At 67.3% G+C, this 23,960-nt stretch carries 18 protein-coding genes; 11 read left to right on the top strand and 7 right to left on the bottom strand.

From position 1 onward, the window contains the following. Positions 1-54: 54 nt before the first annotated feature. The 5 genes from G3O06_RS13450 to G3O06_RS13430 form a co-directional block, all read right to left on the bottom strand. A complete protein-coding gene (locus tag G3O06_RS13450) occupies positions 55-1,350 on the bottom strand; it encodes an HlyD family efflux transporter periplasmic adaptor subunit (protein WP_124577653.1) in 1,296 nt (431 codons plus the stop codon). Positions 1,351-1,362: 12 nt separating this feature from the next. After that, on the bottom strand, positions 1,363-2,367 hold the full coding sequence (locus G3O06_RS13445) for a hypothetical protein (RefSeq protein ID WP_205816314.1): 1,005 nt from the start codon (positions 2,365-2,367) through the stop codon (positions 1,363-1,365). Beyond that, positions 2,364-4,484 carry a peptidase domain-containing ABC transporter gene (locus G3O06_RS13440; RefSeq protein WP_205816313.1) on the bottom strand — a complete coding sequence of 707 codons (2,121 nt, stop codon included), beginning with the start codon at positions 4,482-4,484 and terminating at the stop codon, positions 2,364-2,366. Before G3O06_RS13440 ends, G3O06_RS13445 begins: the two co-directional genes overlap by 4 nt. A 145-nt stretch (positions 4,485-4,629) precedes the next feature. Next, complete coding sequence (locus G3O06_RS13435; protein ID WP_027791386.1) at positions 4,630-4,815, bottom strand: hypothetical protein; 186 nt, start codon at positions 4,813-4,815, stop codon at positions 4,630-4,632. 225 nt (positions 4,816-5,040) lie between these two features. Further along, complete coding sequence (locus G3O06_RS13430; RefSeq protein ID WP_006479216.1) at positions 5,041-5,217, bottom strand: hypothetical protein; 177 nt, start codon at positions 5,215-5,217, stop codon at positions 5,041-5,043. A 278-nt stretch (positions 5,218-5,495) separates the two neighbouring features. On the opposite strand from G3O06_RS13430, the gene G3O06_RS13425 reads away from it, so the two are divergent. The 7 genes from G3O06_RS13425 to G3O06_RS13395 all read left to right on the top strand — a co-directional run bounded on the left by G3O06_RS13425 (position 5,496) and on the right by G3O06_RS13395 (position 13,171). Further along, on the top strand, positions 5,496-6,911 hold the full coding sequence (locus tag G3O06_RS13425) for a TolC family protein (protein ID WP_174996574.1): 1,416 nt from the start codon (positions 5,496-5,498) through the stop codon (positions 6,909-6,911). Between the two features lie 486 nt (positions 6,912-7,397). Beyond that, on the top strand, positions 7,398-8,435 hold the full coding sequence (locus G3O06_RS13420; RefSeq protein ID WP_174956453.1) for an aliphatic amidase: 1,038 nt from the start codon (positions 7,398-7,400) through the stop codon (positions 8,433-8,435). A gap of 68 nt (positions 8,436-8,503) precedes the next feature. After that, positions 8,504-8,986 carry an AmiS/UreI family transporter gene (locus G3O06_RS13415; protein ID WP_174910522.1) on the top strand — a complete coding sequence of 161 codons (483 nt, stop codon included), beginning with the start codon at positions 8,504-8,506 and terminating at the stop codon, positions 8,984-8,986. Next, the gene (locus tag G3O06_RS13410; RefSeq protein WP_205816312.1) at positions 8,986-9,825 is read left to right on the top strand and encodes a CbbQ/NirQ/NorQ/GpvN family protein; all 840 of its coding nucleotides are present in this window, start codon (positions 8,986-8,988) and stop codon (positions 9,823-9,825) included. The genes G3O06_RS13415 and G3O06_RS13410 overlap by 1 nt, the downstream gene beginning before the upstream one ends. Further along, positions 9,822-11,378 carry a nitric oxide reductase activation protein gene (locus G3O06_RS13405; RefSeq protein ID WP_205816311.1) on the top strand — a complete coding sequence of 519 codons (1,557 nt, stop codon included), beginning with the start codon at positions 9,822-9,824 and terminating at the stop codon, positions 11,376-11,378. Before G3O06_RS13410 ends, G3O06_RS13405 begins: the two co-directional genes overlap by 4 nt. Before the next feature lie 32 nt (positions 11,379-11,410). Beyond that, a complete protein-coding gene (locus G3O06_RS13400) occupies positions 11,411-12,553 on the top strand; it encodes a transporter substrate-binding domain-containing protein (protein WP_174932346.1) in 1,143 nt (380 codons plus the stop codon). Between the two features lie 6 nt (positions 12,554-12,559). Further along, on the top strand, positions 12,560-13,171 hold the full coding sequence (locus G3O06_RS13395; protein ID WP_174910533.1) for an ANTAR domain-containing protein: 612 nt from the start codon (positions 12,560-12,562) through the stop codon (positions 13,169-13,171). Between the two features lie 21 nt (positions 13,172-13,192). Here the strand turns inward: G3O06_RS13395 and G3O06_RS13390 are convergent, their stop codons facing one another. Then, positions 13,193-13,642, bottom strand: a complete 450-nt coding sequence (locus tag G3O06_RS13390) for a helix-turn-helix domain-containing protein (protein ID WP_174996414.1) — start codon at positions 13,640-13,642, stop codon at positions 13,193-13,195. A gap of 353 nt (positions 13,643-13,995) precedes the next feature. On the opposite strand from G3O06_RS13390, the gene G3O06_RS13385 reads away from it, so the two are divergent. Then, positions 13,996-14,919 carry an alpha/beta fold hydrolase gene (locus G3O06_RS13385; protein WP_205816310.1) on the top strand — a complete coding sequence of 308 codons (924 nt, stop codon included), beginning with the start codon at positions 13,996-13,998 and terminating at the stop codon, positions 14,917-14,919. A gap of 86 nt (positions 14,920-15,005) precedes the next feature. Here G3O06_RS13385 and ggt read toward each other — a convergent pair whose 3' ends face one another. After that, the gene (gene ggt / locus G3O06_RS13380; RefSeq protein ID WP_174983662.1) at positions 15,006-16,727 is read right to left on the bottom strand and encodes a gamma-glutamyltransferase; all 1,722 of its coding nucleotides are present in this window, start codon (positions 16,725-16,727) and stop codon (positions 15,006-15,008) included. A gap of 397 nt (positions 16,728-17,124) precedes the next feature. Here ggt and G3O06_RS13375 point away from each other — a divergent pair, with 397 nt between their 5' ends. From G3O06_RS13375 to G3O06_RS13365, 3 genes are all read left to right on the top strand, one after another. Then, entirely contained in the window at positions 17,125-17,649 is a 525-nt protein-coding gene (locus G3O06_RS13375) for a metal-dependent hydrolase (protein ID WP_174910538.1), read from the top strand. A gap of 201 nt (positions 17,650-17,850) precedes the next feature. Further along, complete coding sequence (locus G3O06_RS13370) at positions 17,851-22,440, top strand: DEAD/DEAH box helicase (protein WP_205816309.1); 4,590 nt, start codon at positions 17,851-17,853, stop codon at positions 22,438-22,440. Positions 22,441-22,575: 135 nt separating this feature from the next. Beyond that, positions 22,576-23,850 (top strand): amino acid permease, encoded by a 1,275-nt coding sequence (locus G3O06_RS13365; RefSeq protein ID WP_205816308.1) that lies wholly within the window; start codon positions 22,576-22,578, stop codon positions 23,848-23,850. The last annotated feature ends 110 nt before the right edge of the window (positions 23,851-23,960 follow it).

Genomic DNA, 23,960 nt, shown 5'->3' with positions numbered 1-23,960 from the left:
CGCACGGCGCCCGGCCGCACGCGGCGGCGGTCCTTGTTCCGGCTCGCCATCGGCTCAGGCCGGCACGCCGAACAGGCGTTGACGGATGCGGTACAGCGGCTCGAACAGCCATTCGAGCAGGCTGCGCCGCTCCAGCACGATGTCGGCCTTCAGCATCATCCCGGCCCGCAGCGACAGCGGCCGTCCTTCGAACGCGGGCGTGCGGTCGGCCAGCTCGACCCAGGTCTTGAAGTAGGTCTGCGGCGTGGCGGCATCGCCCGGCAGGTTCAGCTCCTTCGCGGAAAACGCGACGGGCGAGATCGACAGCACCTTGCCGCGATACGTGCCGAACTTCTCGACCGGATAGCTTGCATACGCCACCTTCACTTCCTGCCCCTTCTTCACGAAACCGGCCTTCGACGACGGAATGTAGACCTCGGCGATCAGCCCGTCGGCCTTCGCGGGCAGGATCTCGACGACGCGCGTGCCCGGCGGGTCGATCACGCCGCCCTGCACGACATCGAGCCGCACGATCTGCCCGTCGGCCGGCGCGTACAGCACCTGGTTCACGTTCTCGTCGATGTTGTATTCCTTCGCGTTCAGCTCCTCCTGCTTGATCTTCAGTTCCGCGTTCGCTCCGTCGTACTTGCTCTGCATCGTGTCGAGGTCGCCGCGCAGCTTCATCGCGTTCTTCGCGAGCTCGGCGCGGCGCAGCAGCAGGTCCTGGTACGCCTGCCCGGCCTGCAGGTACTGCGTGTTGACCTGGTTGTACTGCTCGAGCGTCACGACCTGTTCGTCGAGCAGCTGCTTCACACGTGCGCGCCGTTCGCCGTACTCGTCGACGATGCGCTTCTGGTCCTGTATCTGCCGGCCGATCAGCCCGCTGCTCTCGCCCTGCGCGGCGATCTGCTGGTTGATCTGCTGTACCGACGACTTGTATTCGAGCCGCGCCGCGTCGATCTGCTGCGTCACCTCGACACGCTGCCGGTCGAGCGCCGCGCGCATCCCCTGCACGTTGTTGGCCTGGCTCACGAAGCTCGTGTCGCGCGTCACCGCCAGCAGCCGCTGGCCGGCCTTCACGTGCTGGTCCTTGCCGACGTAGACGTCGCGCACGGCCCAGCCCGGCGGCGCGCTGACGCCGATCAGCCCCGAGCGCGGCGTCAGCATCCCCGACACGCTCTCGGTGTTCGCGTAGCTCAGTTCGACGAGCGCGGTCACGAACATCGCGAACATCGCGAGCGACAGGTAGCAGAAGAACCGCATCGACACCGGCACGTCGACGACGCCGTGGATCACGGTGCCGAAGGTCGTGCCGCGCGCGAGCTTGCGCGACGGCTTCTGTTCTCGGAGGGCGGAGTTCCAGGTCGGCATGGGGCGGGCTCGTCAGGAGCGACGCCGCGCGGCCGCATCGAGCAGCGGCGTCGGCATCAGGTAAGGCGTGAAGTGTTCCCAGAAATGCCACTGCTCGGGCTGGCGCACGAGCGCCTGCTCGAGCCGGTCGACGATGCGCTGGTGCGTCGCGCGCACGGGCGACGCGTCGTCGTCGGCACCGAGCATCGGCGCGAGCGGGCTGGCCGCGAGCTCGGTGAAATGCACCGCGCAGCGGTCGCGGAACGGCACGCCCGTCGCATACGCGACGAGCAGCGGAATCCCCTGCTCGACCGCGAGCTTCACGCCGCCGCCGGCCATTCGCACCCAGCGGCCGCCGAGCCGGCAGCGGTTGGTCTTGCCGAACTTGCCGTGCAGGTCGGAGAACAGCAGGAACACGGGCGCCTCGCGCCGCAGGCTCGTGATCAGCCGCCGCAGGTGCACGCGCTCCTCGATGTCGATGAACTCGACTTCGCCTGCGCCGTATTCGGTGACGAGCCGCAGCGCATCGTCGAAGAACGCGCCCGGCGCATCGCGGTGCAGGATCACCATCAGCTTGCGGTCGTCGGGAATCATGAAGCGCAGCTTCGTGACGAACAGCATCAGGTTGCCGAAGTGCAGCCCCGCCAGCATCAGCGGGCCGCCGCGCGCGAGCGCCGCGCGCAGCTGCGCGTCGCCTTCACACGCCATCCCGTCGATCATCGACTTCATCGATTCGAGGCTGTGCGTACGCAGCTTGAGCCCTGCGAACTCGGCTTCGAACAGTTCGCGCACGATCGCCGCCGACACTTCCCGCACGCGTCGCGGATCGTCGTTCAGGTGCGCGCTCAGCATGTACGCCACGGCACGCTCGATCGACTCGCGAATGCACGGAAAGCACCGCAGGCATGCGCGCGAGCACCAGCGCATCAGCCGCAGCCCGCGCGCGGGCGACGTGCGCAGCGCGACGGCGCGCACCGCGCGCCGCACCAGGAACGCATACGAGAACGGATTGAGCAGAAAGAGTCGTCCGAGCATCACCGCGTCTCCTCGGCCGAACGCCATGCGCCGGTCGCATCGGTCAATACGCCGTCCTGCATCTCGTAGATCCGGTCGACCATCGACAGGATCGACGCATCGTGCGTGACGAGCACGATCGTGCACGGCAGCGTCAGCACGTTGCGGCAGATCTCGTGCGTCGTCGCCTGGTCGAGGTTCGACGAAAATTCGTCGAGGATCAGCAGGCGCGGCTCGCAATACAGCGCCCGCGCGATCAGGAGCCGCTGCATCTGCCCGGCCGACAGGAATTTCTGCGTATCGCCGAGCGGCGTGTCGTAGCGATGGTCGAGCCGCTCGATCTCGTCGTGGATGCATGCGAGCTTCGCCGCGTCGAACATCGCGCCGATCCGCGGCGCGGGCGCGAAGTTCGTGATGTTGTCGCGGATCGTCCCGCGAAACAGCTGGTCGGACTGCGTGACGGCCGCGAGATGCTTGCGGTACTGCCGCAGGTTCACTTCCGCGAGATCCACACCGCCGACGAACAGCGTGCCGGGCTCGGGCCGCACGAGCCCGCAGATCAGGTTCAGCAGCGTCGTCTTGCCGCTGCCGGTGCGGCCGACGATCGCGATCTTGCCGCCCGCCGGCACGTCGAGCGCGATGTCGCGCAGGATCGGGCGGTTGCCGCCCTTCGGCGTATACGACAACGCGCGGATCGACAGCGCGCCGTCGAACCCGTCTATCGGCCGCACGACCGCGTCGGGCGCGGGCTCCTCGGTCTCGGTCTGCAACACATCCGCGACGCGGTCCATATGCACCTGCAGCACCTTGCGGCGCACGTAGAGCTGGATCGAATCGATGAACTTGTCGGCGAACAGGTTCTTGTACTGGATGAACGCGTAGATCACGCCGATCGTGCTCTGGCCGTGCATCACGAGCCACGCGCCGTACGTGACGATCACGAGCTGCTCGACGTGCACGATCCCCTTCGAGATCGCGTCGAACAGCAACTGCAGCCGCTCCTGCTGGCGCATCGCCTGCAGCTTCTGCGTGAACGCGTTCACCCACAGGCTGCTGCGCGCGGTCTCGGCCGACAGCAGCTTGATCGAATGCGCGGAGCGGATGTTCTCGATCAGCAGCGCATCGGCTTCGGCGCCGCGCGTGAGGATCTGCGACATCGCGTCCTGCAGTTGCGGCTGGATCGCGAGCCGGCTCAGCGCGAACAGCACCATCCCGGCCAGGCTGATGCCGGCCAGCACCGGGCTGTAGTACAGCATCAGCACGAGCGTCAGCGTGCAGGTGACGATATTGAGCAGCCCGCCGACCAGCCCGTCGACGAGAAAGCGCCCGACCTCCGACACCGACGACACGCGCGAGATCGAATCGCCGGTGTTGTGGAACAGGAAATAGCCGATCGGCAGCCGCGCGAGATGCCCGACCATGTTCGCCGACAACTGCTGCGACACGATGTTGCGCAGGTAGCTTTTGATGTTGCCGACGAGGTTCGCGTAGAGCGTGTCGAACAGGAACACGATCGCGAACAGGATCGTCAGCAGGTACAGGATGTCGACGTCGGTCTTCTTCAGCGCCTCGTCGATCGTCAGCTGCACGTACGACGGCCCGAGCAGCAGCAGGAGCTGCGCGGCAACGCCGCCCGCGATGCCGATCGCGAGGCTCTTGCGGATGCCGGTCAGCCCTTCGAGGTAGTCGCGCAACCGGATCCGGTCAGCCTGCCCAGCCCGCGTGAAGCCGATGTCCGGATTCAGTTCGAGCGCATAGCCGGTGATGTGCGTGAGCGCCTGCGCGAGCGGCAGTTTCGTCTCGCCGAGCGCGGGATCGACGATGTGCACGCTGCCGTAGCCGACCTTCGTCAGCACGACATAGTGGTTCATCCCCCAGTGCAGGATGCACGGCGTCTTGAGCCCGTCGAGCTCGCCCGCGTCGAACTGCAGCCCGCGAGCGCGCAGGCCGAGATCGTTCGAGATCTCCATCAGGTCGAAGAACGACAGCCCGGAATCGATCCGGACCGGATAGCGGTTGCGCAGCGTGCGCAACGTCGTTTCGCGCCCGTGCCACGACGCGATCATCGCGAGGCAGGCCAGGCCGCACTCCGTCACCTCGTCCTGCAGGACCGGACGGACTTTACGCGTATTGAAGAGCATGGTCGGGCACCCGGGGCGCGACGACGCGCCGCCCGGGCCTGCCGGTAGCGGGCCCGTGGCGGGTCGTGCGCGATACGCATGGGCGCAGCCGGCACGCTGCCGGCTGCGACGGAAGATCGGTGTTACCGGCTGCTGGGCGGGCCGCTCAGCGCGACGAGCCGAGCGACATCCGGAACTGTTCGACGGCGCGGGTCTGGTACTGGGTCATCAGGCCCTGGAGCGTGGTCCCGATCGACTGGTTGACGAGATCGACCGTATAGGCGGCCGAATTGGAGTAAAGCGACGCGCCGCCGCGAATCTGGCGGGCCTGTTCTTCCGTGATGTCTCGCATTTGTTGTGGCCTTTATATTGTCGGAATGCCCGCCACCGTCAGCCAATTGCAATCCCAATGGCTGTTGACTTTATTACGGGGATAATCCGGCACTCCTGCCTCCTGATAATCGCCCGAACCGAAAATAATGCATTTCGGATTCGTTTTATTTCCACTGCGGCGATCGATTCTTTTCCTTCTGTTTCGCAGCATTTCGCGCGGGGGGCGCCTCCCCGCGCACGGCGGTTACTTGCCGGTGTTATTGAACGTCTTCGGGTTCTGCAGGTAATTGCCGAGGCTCGGCAGGAACTGGCCGAGCGCGGTCACCACCGGCGCGGCGTCAACGGCGAGGCTACCCAGCGAGCTGATCGCACCGCCGCCATGCACATTCCTGACCTGTTCCGTCGTCATGACCTTCATCATTCTCTCCTCGTAAAAAATAAAGATGATGCAAAGAACCTTCATTGAAAGACAAACGGCTTTTAATCCCTAGCGACTTGTTAATCTAATAATCACTGCGATTACGAGCCGAAATCAGGCTATCATGCGAGCGCATCGGAATTCAATGGAGGACACACTCTTACAGGCGCGTTTTCCGATGCGCCACTGGTAGCAGGCATTCACGCTGTTTGAATTTCAATTTCAATACGTTTAAATCCCGCCGCAATGCGTTGCGGCACGGGCAGGAGACGGAGACGGCCATGTTTGAAACGAGGTGCGCGAATTGCGGATCGGCGACGCGGAATGCGGGTAATTCCCTATCAAGTTTTTCGACTAGGTGGAATCCCCGACTTGCAACCATGACATTGTTCGCTGTAACGATAGCCGGGATGTCCGCAAACGCGCATGCGTTCTGCCTCGACACCGCCTTCCAGTACGCGGCTGTGCACGATCCGCGCTACCTGCAGGCGCGCAGCGAATACGACGCGGCCCGCCAGAAATTCCCCGAAGCACGCGCGCAGATGTTGCCGCAGGCTGCCGCGCAACTCGAATGGGGACGCTACGGGACGCACGCGAACCTGTTCGGCATCGACGTCAGCGGGTCGAGCAATGCCGCATACGGTTCCGCGCAGGTCACGCAGGCGCTGTTCAACGTGCCTTACCTGTACGACATGCGGCGCGCGACCGAGTACGAGGAATCGGCGAAACAGAAGCTCGAGGTGGCGAGGCAGGACCTGATCCTGCGCGTCGCGAACGCGTGCTTCGACCTGCTGAGCGCGCGCGAGAAACTGCAGTCGGCCGACGACGAAGTGAACGCGCTCACCCGGCTCGAAAGCGATACGCGGCGCATGGCGCAGCTCGGGATGAAGACGATCGGCGATACGGCCGAAATCGAGGCGCGCCGCAGCCTCGCGCAATCCGACGAAGCCCTCGCGCAAACCGATGTCGATGCGCGCCGCGCGCGCTACGAGACGCTGCTCGGTTCGACGATCGATTTCTCGCGCTGGCCGAGGCTCGCGATGCGCGGGTCGTCGCCGCGCATTCCGGCGGGCGAATACGCGCCGCAGGACAACCCCGCGTACCGGCAGGCGTATCGCGACGTCCAGGTCGCGCGGCTCGCCGCGAAGCGCGTCAGCGCCGAGCACTTGCCGACCGTCGACCTGTTCGCGTCGTATTCGCGCGGGCTCAACCCGAACCTGCGCGGGCTCACCGATCGCTCCGACTTCCATCAGAGCGCGGTCGGCGTGCAGGTGACGATCCCGATCTTCTCCGGCGGCAGCGTGTACTACCGGCAGGTGGAAGCCGAGCACGTGACCGAGCAATACCGCAACCGGCTGCGCGAGGTCGAGGAGCAACTGGGCACCGATCATCGCGAGGCGCTGTCCGCGCTCGAATCGGTCGGCAAGCGCATCCGCGCGCTGCAGCAGTCGCTGCAAGCCGCGCGGCTCGCATACGATTCGTCGATGAAGGCGCACCAGGTCGGCTACAGCACGACATACGAAACGCTGAACCTGCGGCGCGACATCTCGGGCATCCGGCAGAAGCTGTTCGACAGCTATCTCGATGCGCTGAAGCTGCAGTTGAAGCTGAAAAGCGTGCTGGGTACGCTCGACGAGCAGTCGCTGATCGCGGTGGACAGCTTCCTCGAAAGCAACGCGGCGAACGACCGGAGCTGAGCATCGTTCGACGCGCATCGGCATGCCCATAAAGGTTGTACACGCAACCTTCAAGGCAATGCCGATGTGCCGGTTACGGCGATCGGTTCGCGCCGACGTGCGCACGATACCGCCCCATCGTTCGCGCAATCTTGCGTCCGACCCCGCGCGATCGCCTAACGCAATGCACGACCCCGAACGCCCCCCGTACCGGTCGCCGCTTGATCATGACGTGCAGGGGTATACGCGATGTTGCGTCAAAAAAAAACTTTGCCTAGAGTGCATCCCATCGATCCGGCGGACAAAGACGTCCCACGATCGTGCGCAGCGCGCGCCCGCTAGCCCGCGCTTCGCCGGCCCGACATCGGGCCACCCATCCGCATTCCCGTTATCCGACAGCGTTGTCGGATGAACGGACCGGCAAAGAAGCCCTTGCCTCGCTCGTCGAGGCAAGGGCTTTTTTTGTCTTTCGAAAACGCACGTCTTCACCCGAACCAGGAGCACACCATGCGTCATGGCGATATTTCCAGCAGCAACGACGCCGTCGGCGTCGCCGTCGTCCAGTACAAGATGCCGCGCCTGCACACGCGCGCCGACGTGATCGCGAACGCCCGAGAAATCGCGGAGCGCGTGGTCGGCATCAAGCGCGGCCTGCCCGGCATGGACCTCATCGTGTTTCCCGAATACTCGACGCACGGGATCATGTACGACGCGAAGGAGATGTACGACACGGCCTCGACGATCCCCGGCGAGGAGACCGACATCTTCGCGGCCGCATGCCGCAAGGCCAATGTGTGGGGCGTGTTCTCGCTGACCGGCGAGCGCCACGAGGAACACCCGAACAAGGCGCCGTACAACACGCTCGTGCTGATCAACAACCAGGGCGAGATCGTGCAGAAGTACCGCAAGATCATGCCGTGGGTACCGGTCGAAGGCTGGTATCCGGGCGACTGCACGTATGTCGCCGACGGGCCGAAGGGGCTCAAGATCAGCCTGATCATCTGCGACGACGGCAACTACCCGGAGATCTGGCGCGACTGCGTGATGCGCGGCGCCGAGCTCGTCGTGCGCTGCCAGGGCTACATGTACCCGGCGAAGGACCAGCAGGTGCTCGTGTCGAAGGCGATGGCGTTCATGAACAACTGCTACGTCGCGGTCGCGAATGCGTCCGGGTTCGACGGCGTGTATTCGTATTTCGGCCACTCGGCGATCGTCGGCTTCGACGGCCGCACGCTCGGCGAATGCGGCGAGGAAGAAAACGGCGTGCAGTACGCGGAGCTGTCGGTGAGCCTGATCCGCGACGCCCGCCGCAACATGCAGTCGCAGAACCACCTGTACAAGCTGCTGCACCGCGGCTACACGGGCAAGATCGGTTCCGGCGAATCGCCGAACGGCGTCGCGCAATGCCCGTTCGAGTTCTACGCGAACTGGGTGAACGACCCGGACGGCACGCGCCAGGCCGTCGAACGCCTCACGCGCGCGACGCCCGGCACGCCCGAATGCCCGATCGAGGGCATCCCGTCCGAAGCGCCCGCGCACCGCTGAGCCCGCGCCCTGCCCGGCCGTTCGCGCCGCGTGCGCGAACGGCTCCGTCTCTCTCTGGAGCCTCCATCATGCTCGGTGTCGCTCTCTTCTTCATCGGCGCGGTGCTGGTCGTCAACGGCGTCGCGCTCACCGGTCGCATCGAACCGCGCGACGCAGCCGGCCTGAACCTGCTCGTCGGGCTGCTCGCGTTGCTGATCAACCTCGTCGGCCTCGTGCAGGCCTCGGCGCCGCAGCAATACTTCTCGAGCGCGGGCGGCCTGCTGTTCGCATTCACGTACCTGTATCTCGCCGCCGTCCAGTGGCGCGGGCTGCAAGGCGCGGGCCTCGGCTGGTACTGCCTGTTCGTCGCGATCAGCGCGCTCGTCTATGCCGGCACGTCGCATGACGTGCGCTTCGGCACGATGTGGCTGCTGTGGTCGAGCCTGTGGTTCCTGTTCTTCGTCGCGCTCGGGCTGAAGCGGCGCGTGCGCTTCCTGCCCGGCTACACGATCGCGATCGGCGTCGGCACCTGCTGGCTGCCCGGCATGCTGATGATGACCGGGAGGTGGTAATGAGCGCACGCGATACGCCGCTTGCCACCGATCCGCTCGCCGGGCACCGCATTGCCGACGCACCGTTCTACCAGGCTGCCGGCGCCGAGGCCGACTGGTTCGAGACGGCCTGCCGCCATCACCTTCCGGTGCTGCTGAAAGGGCCGACCGGCTGCGGCAAGACGCGTTTCGTCGAGTACATGGCGTGGCGCATGGGCCTGCCGCTGATCCAGGTCGCGTGCAACGACGACACGTCGGCCGCCGACCTGACCGGCCGCCACCTGCTCGACGCCGACGGCACCTACTGGGCCGACGGGCCGCTCACGCTCGCGGCACGGCATGGCGCGATCTGCTATCTCGACGAGATCGTCGAGGCGCGCCCCGATGCAACGGTCGTGATCCATCCGCTGACCGATTCGCGGCGCGTGCTGCCGCTCGACCGGCTCGGCGAGGTCGTGCATGCGCATCCGGATTTCCATCTGGTGATCTCGTACAACCCCGGCTATCACGGCGAGCACCGGCGGTTGAAGCCGTCGACGCGGCAACGTTTCGTCGCAATCGACTTCGGCTATCCGGATGCCGCGCATGAAGCCGACGTCGTCGTGCGCGAAAGCGGCGCCGACCGGGAAACCGCGCGCCGGCTCGTCGATCTCGCGCAGCGTACGCGCGCGCTGGCGCAGGCGGGCAACGGGCTCGACGAAGGTGCATCGACGCGCCTGCTCGTGCACGCGGCCCGGCTGATCGTCGCGGGGCTTGCGCCGCTCGATGCGTGCCGGATCGCGATCAGCGACGCGGCGACCGACGACGCCGACACGCGTGCCGCGTTGCAGACGATGGCCGCCGCGCACTTCGCGACATGAGCGCGCTGCAACTCGCCCGCTTCCTGCACGGCATGACCGCGCACGAGACCGACGTACGGCTCGACGATGCGGCGCTGCGCGCGACGCTCGGCCATGCCGCGTTGCGCGTGCCCGGTGCGTTGCCGCCCGACGCGCGCATCGCGGCGGCCGCGCACGCGCTTGCACACTGGCGGCACTCGCCGTCCGGCGAACCAGCCGACAAGCTGACGCCGATCGGCATCGCGATCGCCGGGCTGATCGAGGATGCGCGCGTCGAGGCGCTGCTCGCGCGCACGTGGCCGGGGCTCGCGACGTTCTGGGCGCCCGCGTTCGCGCCGATCGACCGTGAAGGGCTCACGTTCGGCCGCCTGTGCGCACGGCTGGCGAAAGCGCTGTTCGATCCGTCATATCGCGACGGCAACCCGTGGGTCGACAAGGGCGTGCAACTGTTCAACGATCACCGCGATGCGCTCGACGACTACCGCGCGTTCCGCACGATCGCATCGCGACTCGCGAACGATCTCGGCCAGATGCGCGTGCGTTTCGAACCCGACGACGGCGCATGGCTGCCCTATCGCGACGACAACGCGTGGCTGTGGGCGCAGCCGGCCGCCGCGGCCGAACAGGCCGGCAACGAAGGCGTCGAGATGTCGGCCTCGACCGGCGGCCACGGCGACGAACCGGACGACGAACCGCCGCCCGCGCCCGATGCGCCGCGCTATCCCGAATGGAATTGCCACACCCAACGCGAACGCCGCGACTGGACGACGATCGTCGAACGCCCGCCGGCCACGTCGGTACCACCCCGTTCGCTTGCCGCGCTGATCGAAGCCGACCGGCGCACGGCGAAGCGGGTGCCGTCTCCGCGTGCGGCCGAGCCGATGCGGCGCGTCGGCCGCCAGCTCGACGGCGATGCGCTCGACGTCGACGCCGTGATCGCCGCACGGATCTCACGCCGTGCCGGGCATGCGCCCGATCCGCGCGTGTTTCGCCGCCGCATGGCGCAGGACGCGCGCGGGCCCGTGCTGATCCTGCTCGACCTGTCGGCGTCGACGGCCGCGCAGGTCGCCACGCTCGAAAAGAGAGCGGCGTTCGTGCTCGGCGACCTGTTCGACCGGCAGCGGCGGCGCTGGGCCGTGCACGGCTACACGTCGGACGGCCGGCATCGCGTGTATTACGCGCGCTTCAAGGATTTTGGCGAAGCGTTCGACGCCGGCCGTCGTGCGGCGCTGCTCGCGGCCGACAGCGGGATGAGTACGCGCACGGGCGCCGCACTGCGCCATGCGCTGGCGTTGCTGCGCCGCGAAGCCGCGAGCGCACGGGCCGCCGTATTGATGATCGGTGACGGCGAAGCAGCCGACATCGACGTGTTCGACCCCCGCTACCTCGTCGAGGATGCGCGTCACGCGGCACGCCAGGGCCGGCGGCGTGGCGTCGCGATCGCCGGTTTGTCGTTCGGCGAGCCGCCGGGGTTGTCTACAATACTTGGCGTCGGCCCGAGCTGCATCCACGCGGCGAACGGCGACGCATTGCCGGCCGTCGTCGCGCACGCGGCCGGGCGGCTGACCGCGTGACGGCCCCACCCGGAAGAGACAGGAAAGACCGAATGAACAGTGTGAAGGTTGGCGTATTGTTCTCGCAAAGCGGATGCACGTCGCACCTCGGCCAGAGCCAGTTGCGCGGCACGCTGCAGGCGATCGCCGAGATCAACGAGGCGGGCGGCGCGAACGGCTGCGAGATCGTGCCGGTCGTGCGCGATGCCTGTTCGGACCCGGCCGTCTACGCGCGGCTCGCCGAGGAGCTGATCGCCACCGAGCGCGTGAACGTGCTGTTCGGCGCGTACATGTCGAGCAGCCGCAAGGCGCTGATTCCGATCGTCGAGAAGTGGGACAAGCTGCTGTTTTACCCGACGCTCTACGAAGGCTTCGAGTTCTCGCCGAACGTGATCTACACGGGCGCGGCGCCCAACCAGAACAGCGTGCAGCTCGCCGCGTTCATGACCGCGCAATTCGGCGCACGTGTGTACCTGGTCGGGTCCGACTACATCTACCCGTACGAGTCGAACCGCATCATGATCGACCTCGTCACGCAGCATCCGGAAGGCCAGATCCTCGGCGAGGTGTACATGCCGCTCGTCGCGTCCGAGCAGGATTTCGCGGCGGTGGTCGAGGACATCCGCGCGAAGGCGCCCGACTTCGTGTTCAGCACGCTGGTGGGCGACAGCACGGCCGCGTTCTACCGCGCGTATGCGCAAGCCGGCCTCGATGCGCGCAAGATGCCGATCGCGAGCCTGACGACCTCCGAGATCGAACTCGGCCAGATGGGCGCGGCCGCGGCCGGCCACTACACGTCATCGCCCTATTTCCAGACCATCGATTCGGACGTGAACCGGCGCTGCATCGCGCAGCTCAAGGCGCGTTTCGGCGACGACGCGAGCGCGTCCGCGCCATGGGAAGCCGCGTATTTCCAGGTGCACCTGTTCGCCAACGCGCTCGCGCGTGCCGGCACCGACCAGCGCGACCGGCTCGTCGAACATCTCGCGGATGCGGAATTCGACGCGCCGCAAGGGCGCGTGAAGATCGACCGGCTCACGCAGCACACGTGTCTCTACCCGCGCATCGGCTGCGCAACGGCCGACGGCAATTTCACGATCGTGCGCGAAGCGACGCGGCGCGTGCATCCCGATCCGTACCTCGTCACGCATTCGCTCGGCGACCGCGTGCACGCGCCCGACGAACAGAAGGCGTAACCGACGATGCGCGCCCGCACCCCGATCCGCTCGACGCCTCGCCTGCTCGCCGAACTGCGCTCGCTGCGCGTGATGGTGTACTACCCGGATGACGACAACGGCCTGCTGCTCGTCGAACAGCTCTCGCGCATCGGCTGCCCGACCGAGCAGCGCTGGCCTCCGCCCGCCGCGTTGCCGGAAAGCGTCGACCTCGTGATTCTCGCGGTCCGGCCCGACCTGCTGCACCTGTCGATTCCGTGGCTGGAGGACGACGCACGGCCGCCACTCATCGCCGTCACGACCTACGAGAGCCCGACGATCCTCGAACTGATGCTGCGCATCGATGCGCAGAGCGCGGTGACGACGCCGGTACGCTCGTTCGGCCTGTTGAGCGCGATGGCGCTCGCGTGCCACCAGAGCCGCCGGCACGACGAATACCGGCGCCGCATCGCGCAGCTCGAACAGCGCGTGATGTCCGCGCGCACGCTGCAGGAAGCGAAGACGCTGCTGATGCAGCACAACGCGATCAGCGAGGAAGAGGCCTATCAGCAGATCCGCTCGCAGGCGATGGAGCGGCGCATCTCGATCAACCAGCTCGCCGAGCAGATCGTGCAGGCGCACGCGCTGCTGAAGCGGTAGCTCGGATGCGACCGCCGCGGGTCAATCCGGCGGCGGCAGCACGACCGTGTCCTCCGGCCCGAGCACACGCCCATCCTGCGACCGCAGTTCCAGTTTCCTGACCGGCAATCCGCTCTTGCGGTCGACGAGCAGCACGTGCGCCTCGTCCGGTTCGAAGAAGAAATCCTCGCCCCACTGCCGCAGCGCGACGAGCAGCGGAAACAGGCCGCGCCCTTTCTCGGTCAGCACGTATTCGTGATGCGCGCCGCCGTCCGCGGCCGGCACCATGTCCATGATCCCGTGCGCGACCAGGTTGCGCAGACGCGCGGCCAGGATGTTCTTGGCCAGCCCGAGGTTCTTCTGGAATTCGCCGAAGCGGCGCAGCCCGTCGAACGCGTCGCGCACGATCAGCAGCGACCACCAGTCGCCGATCGCGTCCAGCGGACGGGCAACGCCGCAGGGGGAATCCTCGTGCGTGGTTCGTCTGTTCATCGATGCATGGGGCGATGCCGTTCCCCAAATGCGGGTGGAACGGCGGTCGTTTCCGTTGAAATGAATGGTTGCAATATAAAACTCGTTACACGAAAGATCAATCGTCCGAGGCCCGACTGTTCGCGTTCGACGAACGGAATGGTCGATTCGGGCCCGATTGGCACATCAACTCCTATTTCCGGCCGATAAATTCCGGCACTGTTCCCTTCCGACGCATCATCACGCACCCATGGCGCAGTCCATCCAAGGTTGTCCCGGACATCTTTTTGGTTGCAACTTGAAACCTAATATCCTACGCTTCGATTCGGTTTCAACTTGAAATCAATCTGTCCGACTATCCGAAGGAGCGTTCGATGATCAGGCCCGATGCCACGTTCGATGGCACCTTTCCATTCGCCCCGCATTTCGACGACACATCCGGCTTCCGGATGCACTACGTGGACGAAGGCCCGCATGACGGCGAAACCATCCTGTGCCTGCATGGCGAACCCACGTGGGGCTACCTGTTCCGCCATCTGGTTACGGCGCTGAGTCCGACGCACCGCGTCGTCGTCCCCGATCACATGGGCTTCGGCAAAAGCGCGACGCCGCAGGGCCGCAGCTACTGGCTGCAGGACCATATCGACAATCTTGAGCGCTTCGTGCTCGCGCTCGACCTCGATCGCATCACGCTCGTGATGCACGACTTCGGCGGGCCGGTCGGCATGGGGCTGGCCGCGCGGCATCCGGATCGGATCCGGCGCATCGTGTCCGCGAATGGGCCGACGCCGTTCGGCCAGCCCGACCTGGTCGAGCGCCTGACCGCGAACGGTCGCGATGCGCCGTGGTTCCAGTGGATCATGCGCGCGGCGGCGGACGATACGCTGGAGACGGTGCTCGGTCAGCTCGGCTTCAACATCCTGAGCACGCTGAAGCTGAACGGATTCGAAAATCACGCGGTCATCGACGACACCTGGCTCGCCGCATACGGCGAGCCGTTCGCGCAGCCTGAGGACTGCGTCGGCGCAATCGGATGGGCCCGCGGGTTTGCCGCCGGCGCGCACCGGTTCGAGGAGCCCGATGCGGCGGCACTGCGCGCGATACGCGAAAAGCCCGCGCTCGCGATCTGGGGAGACGCCGATCGAACGCTCGGCGCCGAACACTTCCTGCCGCTCTTCACGGCCCTGTTTCCGGCCGCGCCCGTCGAACGGCTGGCGGGCGTCGGGCACTACTGCTTCGAGGATGCGCCCGACGCCATCGCGGTACGCATCGCCGGATTCATCCGGTCCACCGGCTGAGTGCGTCCCGCAGCCGGCGGCACGACACCCGGCTGCGGAACATGGTGTGCGCGGCCGCCTTCGCCACCGCGCACGCCCCCTTTACATCAGTGAATGATCCGCGTCACGCCACGACCGCGCGGGTCGGCCATCGCCTCCGGCGTCTTGCCGTCGATCTTGATCACCTGGATGTCGCCGCTGAAATCCTGCCCCTTCAGCGTATAGCCGCGCGCCTCGATCTGCTTCGCGAGTTCGCCTTCGATCGGGTGGTACGGCTCCCAGAAGATCGTGTTCGGCGGCAGCAGCTGGTGATGGAAGCGCATCGCGCCGACGGCTTCCTTCAACGGCATCTTGAAGTCGTAGATGTTGTTGATCACCTGGAAGATCGACGTGAAGATGCGCGAGCCGCCCGGCGTGCCGATCACGAGCGATACCTTGCCGTCCTTGGTCATGATCGTCGGCGACATCGACGACAGCGGGCGCTTCTTCGGTTCGATCGCGTTCGCGTCGCTGCCGACCACGCCGAACATGTTCGCGACGCCCGGCTTCGCGGAGAAGTCGTCCATCTCGTCGTTCAGCACGATGCCCGTGCCGTCGGCGATCACGCCCGAGCCGAAATAGCCGTTGATCGTGTACGTGTTCGACACCGCATTGCCCCACTTGTCGACCACCGAGAAGTGCGTCGTTTCAGCCTTTTCCGGCATCGTCGTGCCGAGGCCCGGCTGCACGCTCTTCGTATCCGACGGCTCCTTCGGGTTGACTTCGCCCGCCCGCTTCGCGATGTATGCGTTGTCGGTCAGCTGCGCGATCGGCACCTTGTAGAAATCCGGATCGCCGAGATACTGCGCACGATCGGCGAACACGCGCTTCTCGATTTCCGCGACGAGGTGGATGTACTGCGGCGAGTTGAGCTTCACGCCCTCGAAGTCCTGCTTGAGGTCGGCCTTCATCTTCAGCAGCTGCACGAGGCCGATGCCGCCCGAGCTCGGAGGCGGCGCGGTAATCACGTCATAGCCGTTCCACTTCGCCTGCACCGGCTGGCGCCACACCGCGCGGTACTGCGCGAGATCTTCGGTGGTGATCAGCCCGTTGCCGTCGCCGGTCTTCATCGATGCGGCGATCAGCTCGGCCGTCTTGCCCTTGTAGAAACCTTCCGCGCCGTCGTCCGCAATGCGCGTGAGCACGTCGGCGAGATCCGGCTGCTTGAAGTTCACGCCGGCCTTCAGCCCTGAAAAATACTTGTCGAAGTTGGTCTTGCCGCCGAACTCCTTCGATGCGTCGACGCCGCGCTGCGCGAGCTGTTCGTCGACGACGAAGCCGTCGCGCGCATAGTGGATCGCCGGCGCAAGCACCTGCTTCCACTTCAGCTTGCCGAAGCGCTTCTGCGCTTCCCACATGCCCGCGACCGTGCCCGGCACGCCGACCGCGCGCGGACCATACAGGCTCATGCCCTTGACGACGTTGCCGTCCTTGTCGAGATACATGTCCTTCGTCGCGGCGAGCGGCGCGCGTTCGCGGTAGTCGATGAAGTACGGCTTGCCGTCCTTGTAGATCGTCATGAAGCCGCCGCCGCCGATGTTGCCGGCTTCCGGATACGTGACGGCGAGCGTGAATGCGATCGCGACGGCCGCGTCGATCGCGTTGCCGCCTTCCTTGAAGATCCGCTCCGCGGCATCCGCGCTGTACTTGTCGGCCACCGCAACGGCCGAGCTCGTCAGGACGGCCGGCTGCGGCCCCTTCGCATAGACGGGCGCGTTCGGCAGGAAGCCGATGCCGGCCACCGTCGCGAGCACGACAGCGGATGATTTGAAGCGATTCAGCGTAGTCATTGCATGTCCCCCATGTGGATCTCCTTCAGGCAGGAAAAGCACCTGTTCCGCTCATGGCCGCCGGCACGCCGATGGCCATCTCCGGTTTCGTAGTATAGGGGGACAAAAAGGGTCGAACACGTGGCGTGCGACGAAAGCGCATTCGTCGTGTGCGCACGATCATGCTGCGGCTTCCGAACATGCATGCGAATCGGTCGAAATTGCACGTGATGCGCATCGTCACGCAGCGCACAAAACCGAAAGTTGCGAACTGCGCGGCGGGCCAAGCGGCACGTGCAAAAAAATCTGCAAACGGCCCTCCCGCAGCACGAGACGATCTGCGAAGATAGCGCCCCGCTTTCGCACCGCATCATTTTTTCGTTCACGCGCCGCTTCACGTTTCTTCGTCTCGCTTCCTATGGCATCACACAATGCGCATCATGCGTCCGGCTTCGCAGCCGGAGTCGCCGCCGCCGTCCTCGTCGCACAAACCGGGGCAACAGGCCCGTGGCATTCGGGCCTGTTCGCCGCATTCGCGGCGGGCGTCGCGGGCGGCACCGCGCCCGACTGGCTCGAAGTCGCATGGTGGAGCCGCAAGCGCCGCCTGTGGATCACGCATCGCACCGTCACGCACTGGGGCATCGGCTGGATCGCGCTGCTCGCGCTCGGGTGGCACGGGCTCATCCATCATCCGCATCCGCTGTGGGCCGCGCCGCTGTTCGGCTTCGCGTGCGGCGGCGTGATGCACCTGCTCGCCGACTGGCCGAACCCGCTCGGCGTGCCGTGGATCTGGCGGCGTCATTCGCTGAACCTGTGGAACAGCGGGAATTGCGACCTGATCGTCGTGGCCGCCGCATGGGGCGGCACACTGTGGCTCGCGCAGTCGTTGTGGTCGCGTGCGCCGCTGCTCGAACACTGGCTCGGCTGGCTGAATCGCGTTTAGTTGCAATTTGACGCAATTCGGCGCGCGATCGGCATGCCGACGCGCATGCAACTTTCCGTTCATTGAAAGTACGGTGCGGGCCCCCATCTGAATCCGAATCGTCGACCTGCGTGCCCGGCACGCACGCGCGACGTCTGGCACACTGACGATTCGATTCGCACGCGCACCTTCCGCGCGCTTGCACCCCATTTCAACGCTCCGATGGACGTCACCGCTACCCGCCCTGCCGCCAGTGCGCTCGACGTGTTCCACCCGGCCGTCGCCGCGTGGTTCCGGCGCACGTTCGCCGCGCCGACCGGCGCGCAGGCGCTTGCGTGGCCGCACATCAAGGCCGGCCGCTCGACGCTGGTCGCCGCGCCCACCGGCTCCGGCAAGACGCTCACCGCGTTCCTCTGCGCGCTCGACGATCTGGTGCGCGATGCGCTCTCGCACGACGGCACGCTGCCCGACGCGACGCTCGTCGTGTACGTGTCGCCGCTGAAGGCGCTGTCGAACGACATCCACGTGAACCTCGATGCGCCGCTGGCCGGCATCGCCGAATCGCTCGCGCAACTCGGCCTGCCGGTGCCGGCGATCCGCACCGCCGTGCGCACCGGCGACACGACGCAGGCCGAGCGCGCCGCGCTGCGCAAGCGCGCGCCGCACATCCTCGTGACGACACCCGAATCGCTGTACGTACTGCTGTCGTCCACGTCGGGGCGGCAGATGCTGTCGAACGTGCGCTCGGTCATCGTCGATGAAATCCATGCGCTCGCGTCATCGAAGCGCGGCAGCCATCTCGCGTTGTCGCTCGAGCGTCTCGACGCGCTGGCCGGTCGTGCGCTGCCGCGCATCGGGCTGTCAGCCACGCAAAAGCCGATCGACGCGGTCGCGCGCTTCCTGGTCGGCGGCCCGGCCGACGCGCCGCGCGACTGCACGATCGTCGACACGGGCCACACGCGCGAGCGCGACCTCGCGCTCGAACTGCCGAACGTGCCGCTCGAACCCGTGATGGCAACCGACGTGTGGGAACAGGTGTACGACCGCATCGCCGGCCTCGCGGCCGCGCATCGCACGACGCTGGTGTTCGTCAACACGCGGCGCACCGCCGAGCGCATGGCACGCCATCTCGCCGACCGGCTCGGCAAGGAAGCGATCGCCGCGCATCATGGCAGCCTCGCGAAGGAACACCGCTTCGACGCCGAGCAGCGCCTGAAGCGCGGCGAACTGAAGCTGCTCGTCGCCACCGCATCGCTCGAACTCGGCATCGATATCGGCGACGTCGATCTCGTCTGCCAGGTCGGCTCGCCACGCGGGATCGCACCGTTCCTGCAGCGCGTCGGCCGCTCCGGGCACCATGTCGGCGGCGTGCCGAAGGGCCGGCTCTTTCCGCTGTCGCGCGACGAACTCGTCGAATGCGCGGCGCTGCTCGATTGCGTGCAGCGCGGCGAGCTCGACACGCTGCGCATTCCCGAAGCGCCGCTCGACGTGCTCGCGCAGCAGATCGTCGCCGAAGTGGCGTGCACGGAATGGCAGGAAGACGCGCTGTATGCAAGCTTCACGCGCGCGGCGCCGTACGCGCGGCTGACGCGCGAGCGCTTCGACGAAGTCATGACGATGCTCGCCGAAGGTTTCACGAGCCGGCGCGGCGTGCGCGGCGCATACCTGCATCGCGACGTGGTCGGCGGCACCGTGCGCGGGCGCCGCAACGCGATGATGACCGCGACCACGTCGGGCGGCACGATCCCCGACATGGCCGACTACGCTGTGCTGCTCGAACCGCAGGGCATCCAGGTCGGTACCGTCAACGAGGATTTCGCGATCGAGAGCCTCGCGGGCGACGTGTTCCAGCTGGGCAACCAGTCGTACCGGATCATTCGCGTTGAAACGGGCCGCGTGCGTGTCGAGGACGCTCAAGGCCAGTCGCCGAACATTCCGTTCTGGCTCGGCGAAGCGCCGGGGCGCAGCGACGAGCTGTCAGCGGCGGTCGGCCGGCTGCGCGCGCGGCTCGACGGACTGTTCGCCGACGGTGACCCGCAAGGGCATGCCGGAGGCGGTGAACGCACTGACGTCGATATCGGCGGGAAGACGGCGGCTGGAGTCAAGGCGACGACCAAATCCAAGACCAAGGGCGGTGCAAAATCGACGCGACGTGTTGAAGCCGAAGCCGAAGCCGAAGCCGAAGCCGAAGCCGAAGCCGAAGCCGAAGCCGAAGCCGAAGCCGCGATCAGTGTACGAAACGACGTCGCCCGTGCCACCCCTGCCAGCCCGGCCGAAAGCCGCCTCATGCCGGCGTTGCGCTGGCTCGTCGACGATCTGCACCTGTCGCCCGACGCCGCGCACCAGATCGCCGACTACCTCGCACGCACCCGCGCCGCGCTCGGCGCGCTGCCGACGCAGGACACGCTCGTGATGGAGCGCTTCTTCGACGAATCGGGCGGCACGCAGCTCGTGATCCATTCGCCGTTCGGCAGCCGCATCAACCGCGCATGGGGGCTCGCACTGCGCAAGCGCTTCTGCCGCAGTTTCAACTTCGAGCTGCAGGCGGCCGCGACCGACGACGCGATCATCCTGTCGCTGTCGCTCGCGCACAGCTTCGCGCTCGACGAAGTGTGGCGCTACCTGCGTTCGGCCAGCGCCGAGCACGTGCTGATCCAGGCACTGCTCGACGCGCCGTTGTTCGGCGTGCGCTGGCGCTGGAACGCGACGACCGCGCTCGCGCTGCCGCGCTTCACCGGCGGCAAGCGCACCGCGCCGCAACTGCAGCGGATGAAGAGCGAGGATCTGCTCGCGACCGTGTTCCCCGATCAGGTCGCGTGCCTCGAGAACATCGTCGGCGAGCGCGAGATTCCGCATCACCCGCTCGTCGACCAGACGCTCGACGACTGCCTGCACGACGCGATGGACACCGATGGCTGGCTTGCGCTGCTGCGCCGGATCGAAAGCGGCGCGATCGAGCTCGTCGCGCGCGACCTGCCCGCGCCGTCGCCGCTCGCGGCCGAGATCCTGAACGCAAAACCCTACGCGTTCCTCGACGATGCGCCGCTCGAGGAGCGCCGCACGCAGGCCGTACAGTCGCGCCGCTGGAGCGATCCCGAATCGGCCGACGAGCTCGGCGCGCTCGACGCCGACGCGATCGATGCGGTGCGCGACGAAGCATGGCCGCTCGTGCGCGACGCCGACGAAATGCACGACGCGCTGCTCACGCTCGCGTGCATCGCCGACAGTGAAGCACACGTATACGAAGGCTGGCCCGACCGGCTCGCGGAGCTCGCCGAACGCCGCCGCGCAACGAAACTCGTCACGCCGAACGGTGCCGCCATGTGGGTGCCAGTCGAACGGCTCGTGTGCGTGCGTGCGCTGCATCCGGACGCGCGCATCGCGCCGGCGCTCAAGGTGCCGGCTGCCTGCGCGCAGCCGTGGGAAGCGGATGCCGCACTCGTCGACGTGATCCGCGCACGGCTCACCGGCTGCGGCCCGCTTGCCCTCGATTCGATCGCGACACCGCTCGGCCTGCCGCCTGCGTCGATCGCGACGGCACTCGCAGCGCTGGAGCGCGAAGGTTATGTGATGCGCGGCCGGTTCACGCCGGGCACGACGACGGACGAATGGTGCGAACGCCATCTGCTTGCGCGCATTCATCGCTATACGGTGAAGCGGCTGCGCCGCGAGATCGAGCCGGTCGAGCGCGCCGATTTCATGCGCTTCCTGTTCCACTGGCAACACCTGACGCCCGACACGCGCGGCACGGGCCGCGAAGCACTCGCGGCCGTGGTCGAACAGTTCGAAGGCTACGAGGCCGCGGCGAGCGCATGGGAAGACGCGCTGCTGCCCGCGCGGCTCACCGACTACATGGCGGGCGGGCTCGACGAGCTGTGCCGCTCCGGCAAGCTCGTGTGGACCCGCATCGGCGCACCGGCGCGCGCAGCCGGCACTCCCGTGAAGACGACACCGATCGTGCTGCTGCCGCGCCGCCACCTCTCCGCGTGGCAGGCGCTGCGCGATCCCGATGCGCAGCCGGCGCTGTCCGCGCGGGCCGCACAGGTGCGCGACGCCCTCGCCGCGCACGGCGCGATGTTCTTCGACGCGATGCTCGACGACCTGCACATGCTGCCCGTCGAACTTGAACAGGCGCTCGGCGAACTCGTGTCGGCCGGCCTCGTGAATGCGGACAGCTACGCGGGCCTGCGTGCGCTGCTGAAACCGGCCGTCAAGCGCAGCGCGACCTATGCGCCGCGCACGCGGCGCGGCGGCGCGCTGATCGGCGGGATGGACGACGCGGGCCGCTGGGCACTCGTACAACGCCACGCGCCGCCGGACGATGCGCCGGCACCGAAACGCGGCCAGGCGACCGACCCCGACGCGCTCGAACACATCGCATGGACGCTGCTGCGCCGCTACGGCGTCGTGTTCTGGCGGCTGCTCGAACGCGAAGCCGACTGGCTGCCGAGCTGGCGTGAACTCGTGCGCGTGCTGCAGCGCCTCGAAGCGCGCGGCGAGATTCGCGGCGGACGCTTCGTCGCCGGGCTCGCGGGCGAACAGTTCGCGCTGCCCGAAGCGATCCCGATCCTGCGCGAACTGCGGCGGCAACCGGGCAACGGACAGTATGTGTGCGTGACGGGCGCCGATCCGCTGAATCTTGCCGGCACGCTGCTGCCCGGCGACAAGGTGCCGGCGCTGGCCGGCAATCGCGTGTTGTTCCGTGACGGCGTGCCCGTCGCATCGCTGGTCTCGGGAGCGTTCCACTACGCGCCCGAACTGTCGCCCGCCGCGCGCGAGGATGCCCGCCTGCGGCTCGCGCGCCACTGCTGACATCGGCTGACACGCGCCGCGGCACGGACTACTAATCGCCGGGCCGCGCTGCCCTCATCGTTCGGGTAGCATCGGACGATTTTCCGCGCGGACGCGCGCGCCCAAACACAACAAGACTTCCGGAGACTGCTGCCCATGCCCTCGCATGCCGATTCGCCCGCCGCTCATCACTCGGGCTCGCTGACGATTTTCCAGGGCGCCGCGCTCTATATCGGCGCGGTGCTCGGCACCGGCGTGATCGCGCTGCCCGCCCTGGCTGCCGAGGTCGCGGGCCCGGCCTCGCTGCTCGCATGGGCCGCGCTCGTCGTGCTGTCCGGGCCGCTCGCGGCCACCTTCGCCGCACTCGGCGCGCGCTATCCCGATTCAGGCGGGGTGTCGACTTACGCGCGGCGCGCGTTCGGGCCGAAAGCCGCGGCCATCGTCGGCTGGTGCTTCTACTTCGCGGTACCGGCCGGTGCGCCGGCCGCCGCGATGTTCGGCGGCGCATACGTCGCGGCCGTCACGGGCGGCGGGCACACGACGATCATCGTCACGGCTGCCGCGCTGATCGCGACCGTGTCGGCCGCGAATGCATTCGGCGTCACCGTTTCGGGCCGCATGCAACTCGTCTTGTCGGCACTGCTCGTCACGCTGCTGCTCGCCGCGGTGCTCGCCTCCGCGCCGCATGCGCGCACCGCGAACCTGCATCCGTTCGCGCCGCACGGCTGGCTCGCGGTCGGCCAGGCCGCCGCGCTGCTCGTGTGGAGTTTCGCCGGCTGGGAAGCGATCACGCATCTCGCGGCCGAATTCCGCCGGCCCGCGCACGACATGCCGCGCTCGGCCGGGATCGCGGTCGTGGTGGTCGGGTTCCTGTATCTGTCGGTCGCCGCCGCGAGCGTGACGGTGCTCGGGCCGTCCGCGGGCGCATCGGGTGCGCCGCTCGCCGAACTGATCGCGGGCGGCATCGGCGGTCACGCGCAAGTGCTGGCCGCCGCGGGCGCGCTGTTGCTCACGCTCGGCACGATGAACGCGTATTTCGCGGGCGCGGCCAAGCTCGGCGCGGCGCTCGGTCGCGACGGCGCGTTGCCCGCGTGGCTCGCGCAAGGCAGCCAGGTCGGCGGCGTCCCGCGCCGCAGTCTCGGCGTGATCGCTGTGCTCGCAGCCGTCGCACTGGCTGCGACGACGCTGTCGGACGTCGGACCGAAGCCGCTCGTGCTCGTCACGTCCGGATGCTTCGTGATGGTGTATGGGCTCGGCGCAGCCGCCGCGCTGAAACTGCTGCCGCGTGGCGGCATCGCGCGCCGATGTGCATGGATTTCTCTGGTCGCGGTCGCCGGGCTGTTCCTGACGACCGGCTGGTACATCCTGTGCCCGCTGATGCTCGCGGGCGGTGCGCTGCTCTATCTGCAGGTGGCCGGGCCGCGTCAATGACCCGGCATGCGCGCGCGGGCCGGCACTCGCCCGCCTGCGGCGACGCGCCGGCTGATCATGACCGCATCGACGACCGAACCGCTGGCCGGATTGCCGGCCATTCCGCCGTG

The sequence above is a fragment of the Burkholderia sp. Ac-20345 genome, assembly GCF_017104825.1.
GTDB classification, from domain to species: domain Bacteria; phylum Pseudomonadota; class Gammaproteobacteria; order Burkholderiales; family Burkholderiaceae; genus Burkholderia; species Burkholderia lata_B.
The sequence above is the reverse complement of the archived record's forward strand: the minus strand, read 5'-3'. Positions and strand labels throughout refer to the sequence as shown.

Coding starts and splice junctions, on each gene's coding strand:
- G3O06_RS13450 (WP_124577653.1), bottom strand. CDS start 1,350: ATGCCGACCTGGAACTCCGCCCTCCGAGAACAGAAGCCGTCGCGCAAG.
- G3O06_RS13440 (WP_205816313.1), bottom strand. CDS start 4,484: ATGCTCTTCAATACGCGTAAAGTCCGTCCGGTCCTGCAGGACGAGGTG.
- G3O06_RS13435 (WP_027791386.1), bottom strand. CDS start 4,815: ATGCGAGACATCACGGAAGAACAGGCCCGCCAGATTCGCGGCGGCGCG.
- G3O06_RS13430 (WP_006479216.1), bottom strand. CDS start 5,217: ATGATGAAGGTCATGACGACGGAACAGGTCAGGAATGTGCATGGCGGC.
- G3O06_RS13425 (WP_174996574.1), top strand. CDS start 5,496: ATGTTTGAAACGAGGTGCGCGAATTGCGGATCGGCGACGCGGAATGCG.
- G3O06_RS13420 (WP_174956453.1), top strand. CDS start 7,398: ATGCGTCATGGCGATATTTCCAGCAGCAACGACGCCGTCGGCGTCGCC.
- G3O06_RS13415 (WP_174910522.1), top strand. CDS start 8,504: ATGCTCGGTGTCGCTCTCTTCTTCATCGGCGCGGTGCTGGTCGTCAAC.
- G3O06_RS13410 (WP_205816312.1), top strand. CDS start 8,986: ATGAGCGCACGCGATACGCCGCTTGCCACCGATCCGCTCGCCGGGCAC.
- G3O06_RS13405 (WP_205816311.1), top strand. CDS start 9,822: ATGAGCGCGCTGCAACTCGCCCGCTTCCTGCACGGCATGACCGCGCAC.
- G3O06_RS13400 (WP_174932346.1), top strand. CDS start 11,411: ATGAACAGTGTGAAGGTTGGCGTATTGTTCTCGCAAAGCGGATGCACG.
- G3O06_RS13395 (WP_174910533.1), top strand. CDS start 12,560: ATGCGCGCCCGCACCCCGATCCGCTCGACGCCTCGCCTGCTCGCCGAA.
- G3O06_RS13390 (WP_174996414.1), bottom strand. CDS start 13,642: ATGAACAGACGAACCACGCACGAGGATTCCCCCTGCGGCGTTGCCCGT.
- G3O06_RS13385 (WP_205816310.1), top strand. CDS start 13,996: ATGATCAGGCCCGATGCCACGTTCGATGGCACCTTTCCATTCGCCCCG.
- ggt (WP_174983662.1), bottom strand. CDS start 16,727: ATGACTACGCTGAATCGCTTCAAATCATCCGCTGTCGTGCTCGCGACG.
- G3O06_RS13375 (WP_174910538.1), top strand. CDS start 17,125: ATGGCATCACACAATGCGCATCATGCGTCCGGCTTCGCAGCCGGAGTC.
- G3O06_RS13370 (WP_205816309.1), top strand. CDS start 17,851: ATGGACGTCACCGCTACCCGCCCTGCCGCCAGTGCGCTCGACGTGTTC.
- G3O06_RS13365 (WP_205816308.1), top strand. CDS start 22,576: ATGCCCTCGCATGCCGATTCGCCCGCCGCTCATCACTCGGGCTCGCTG.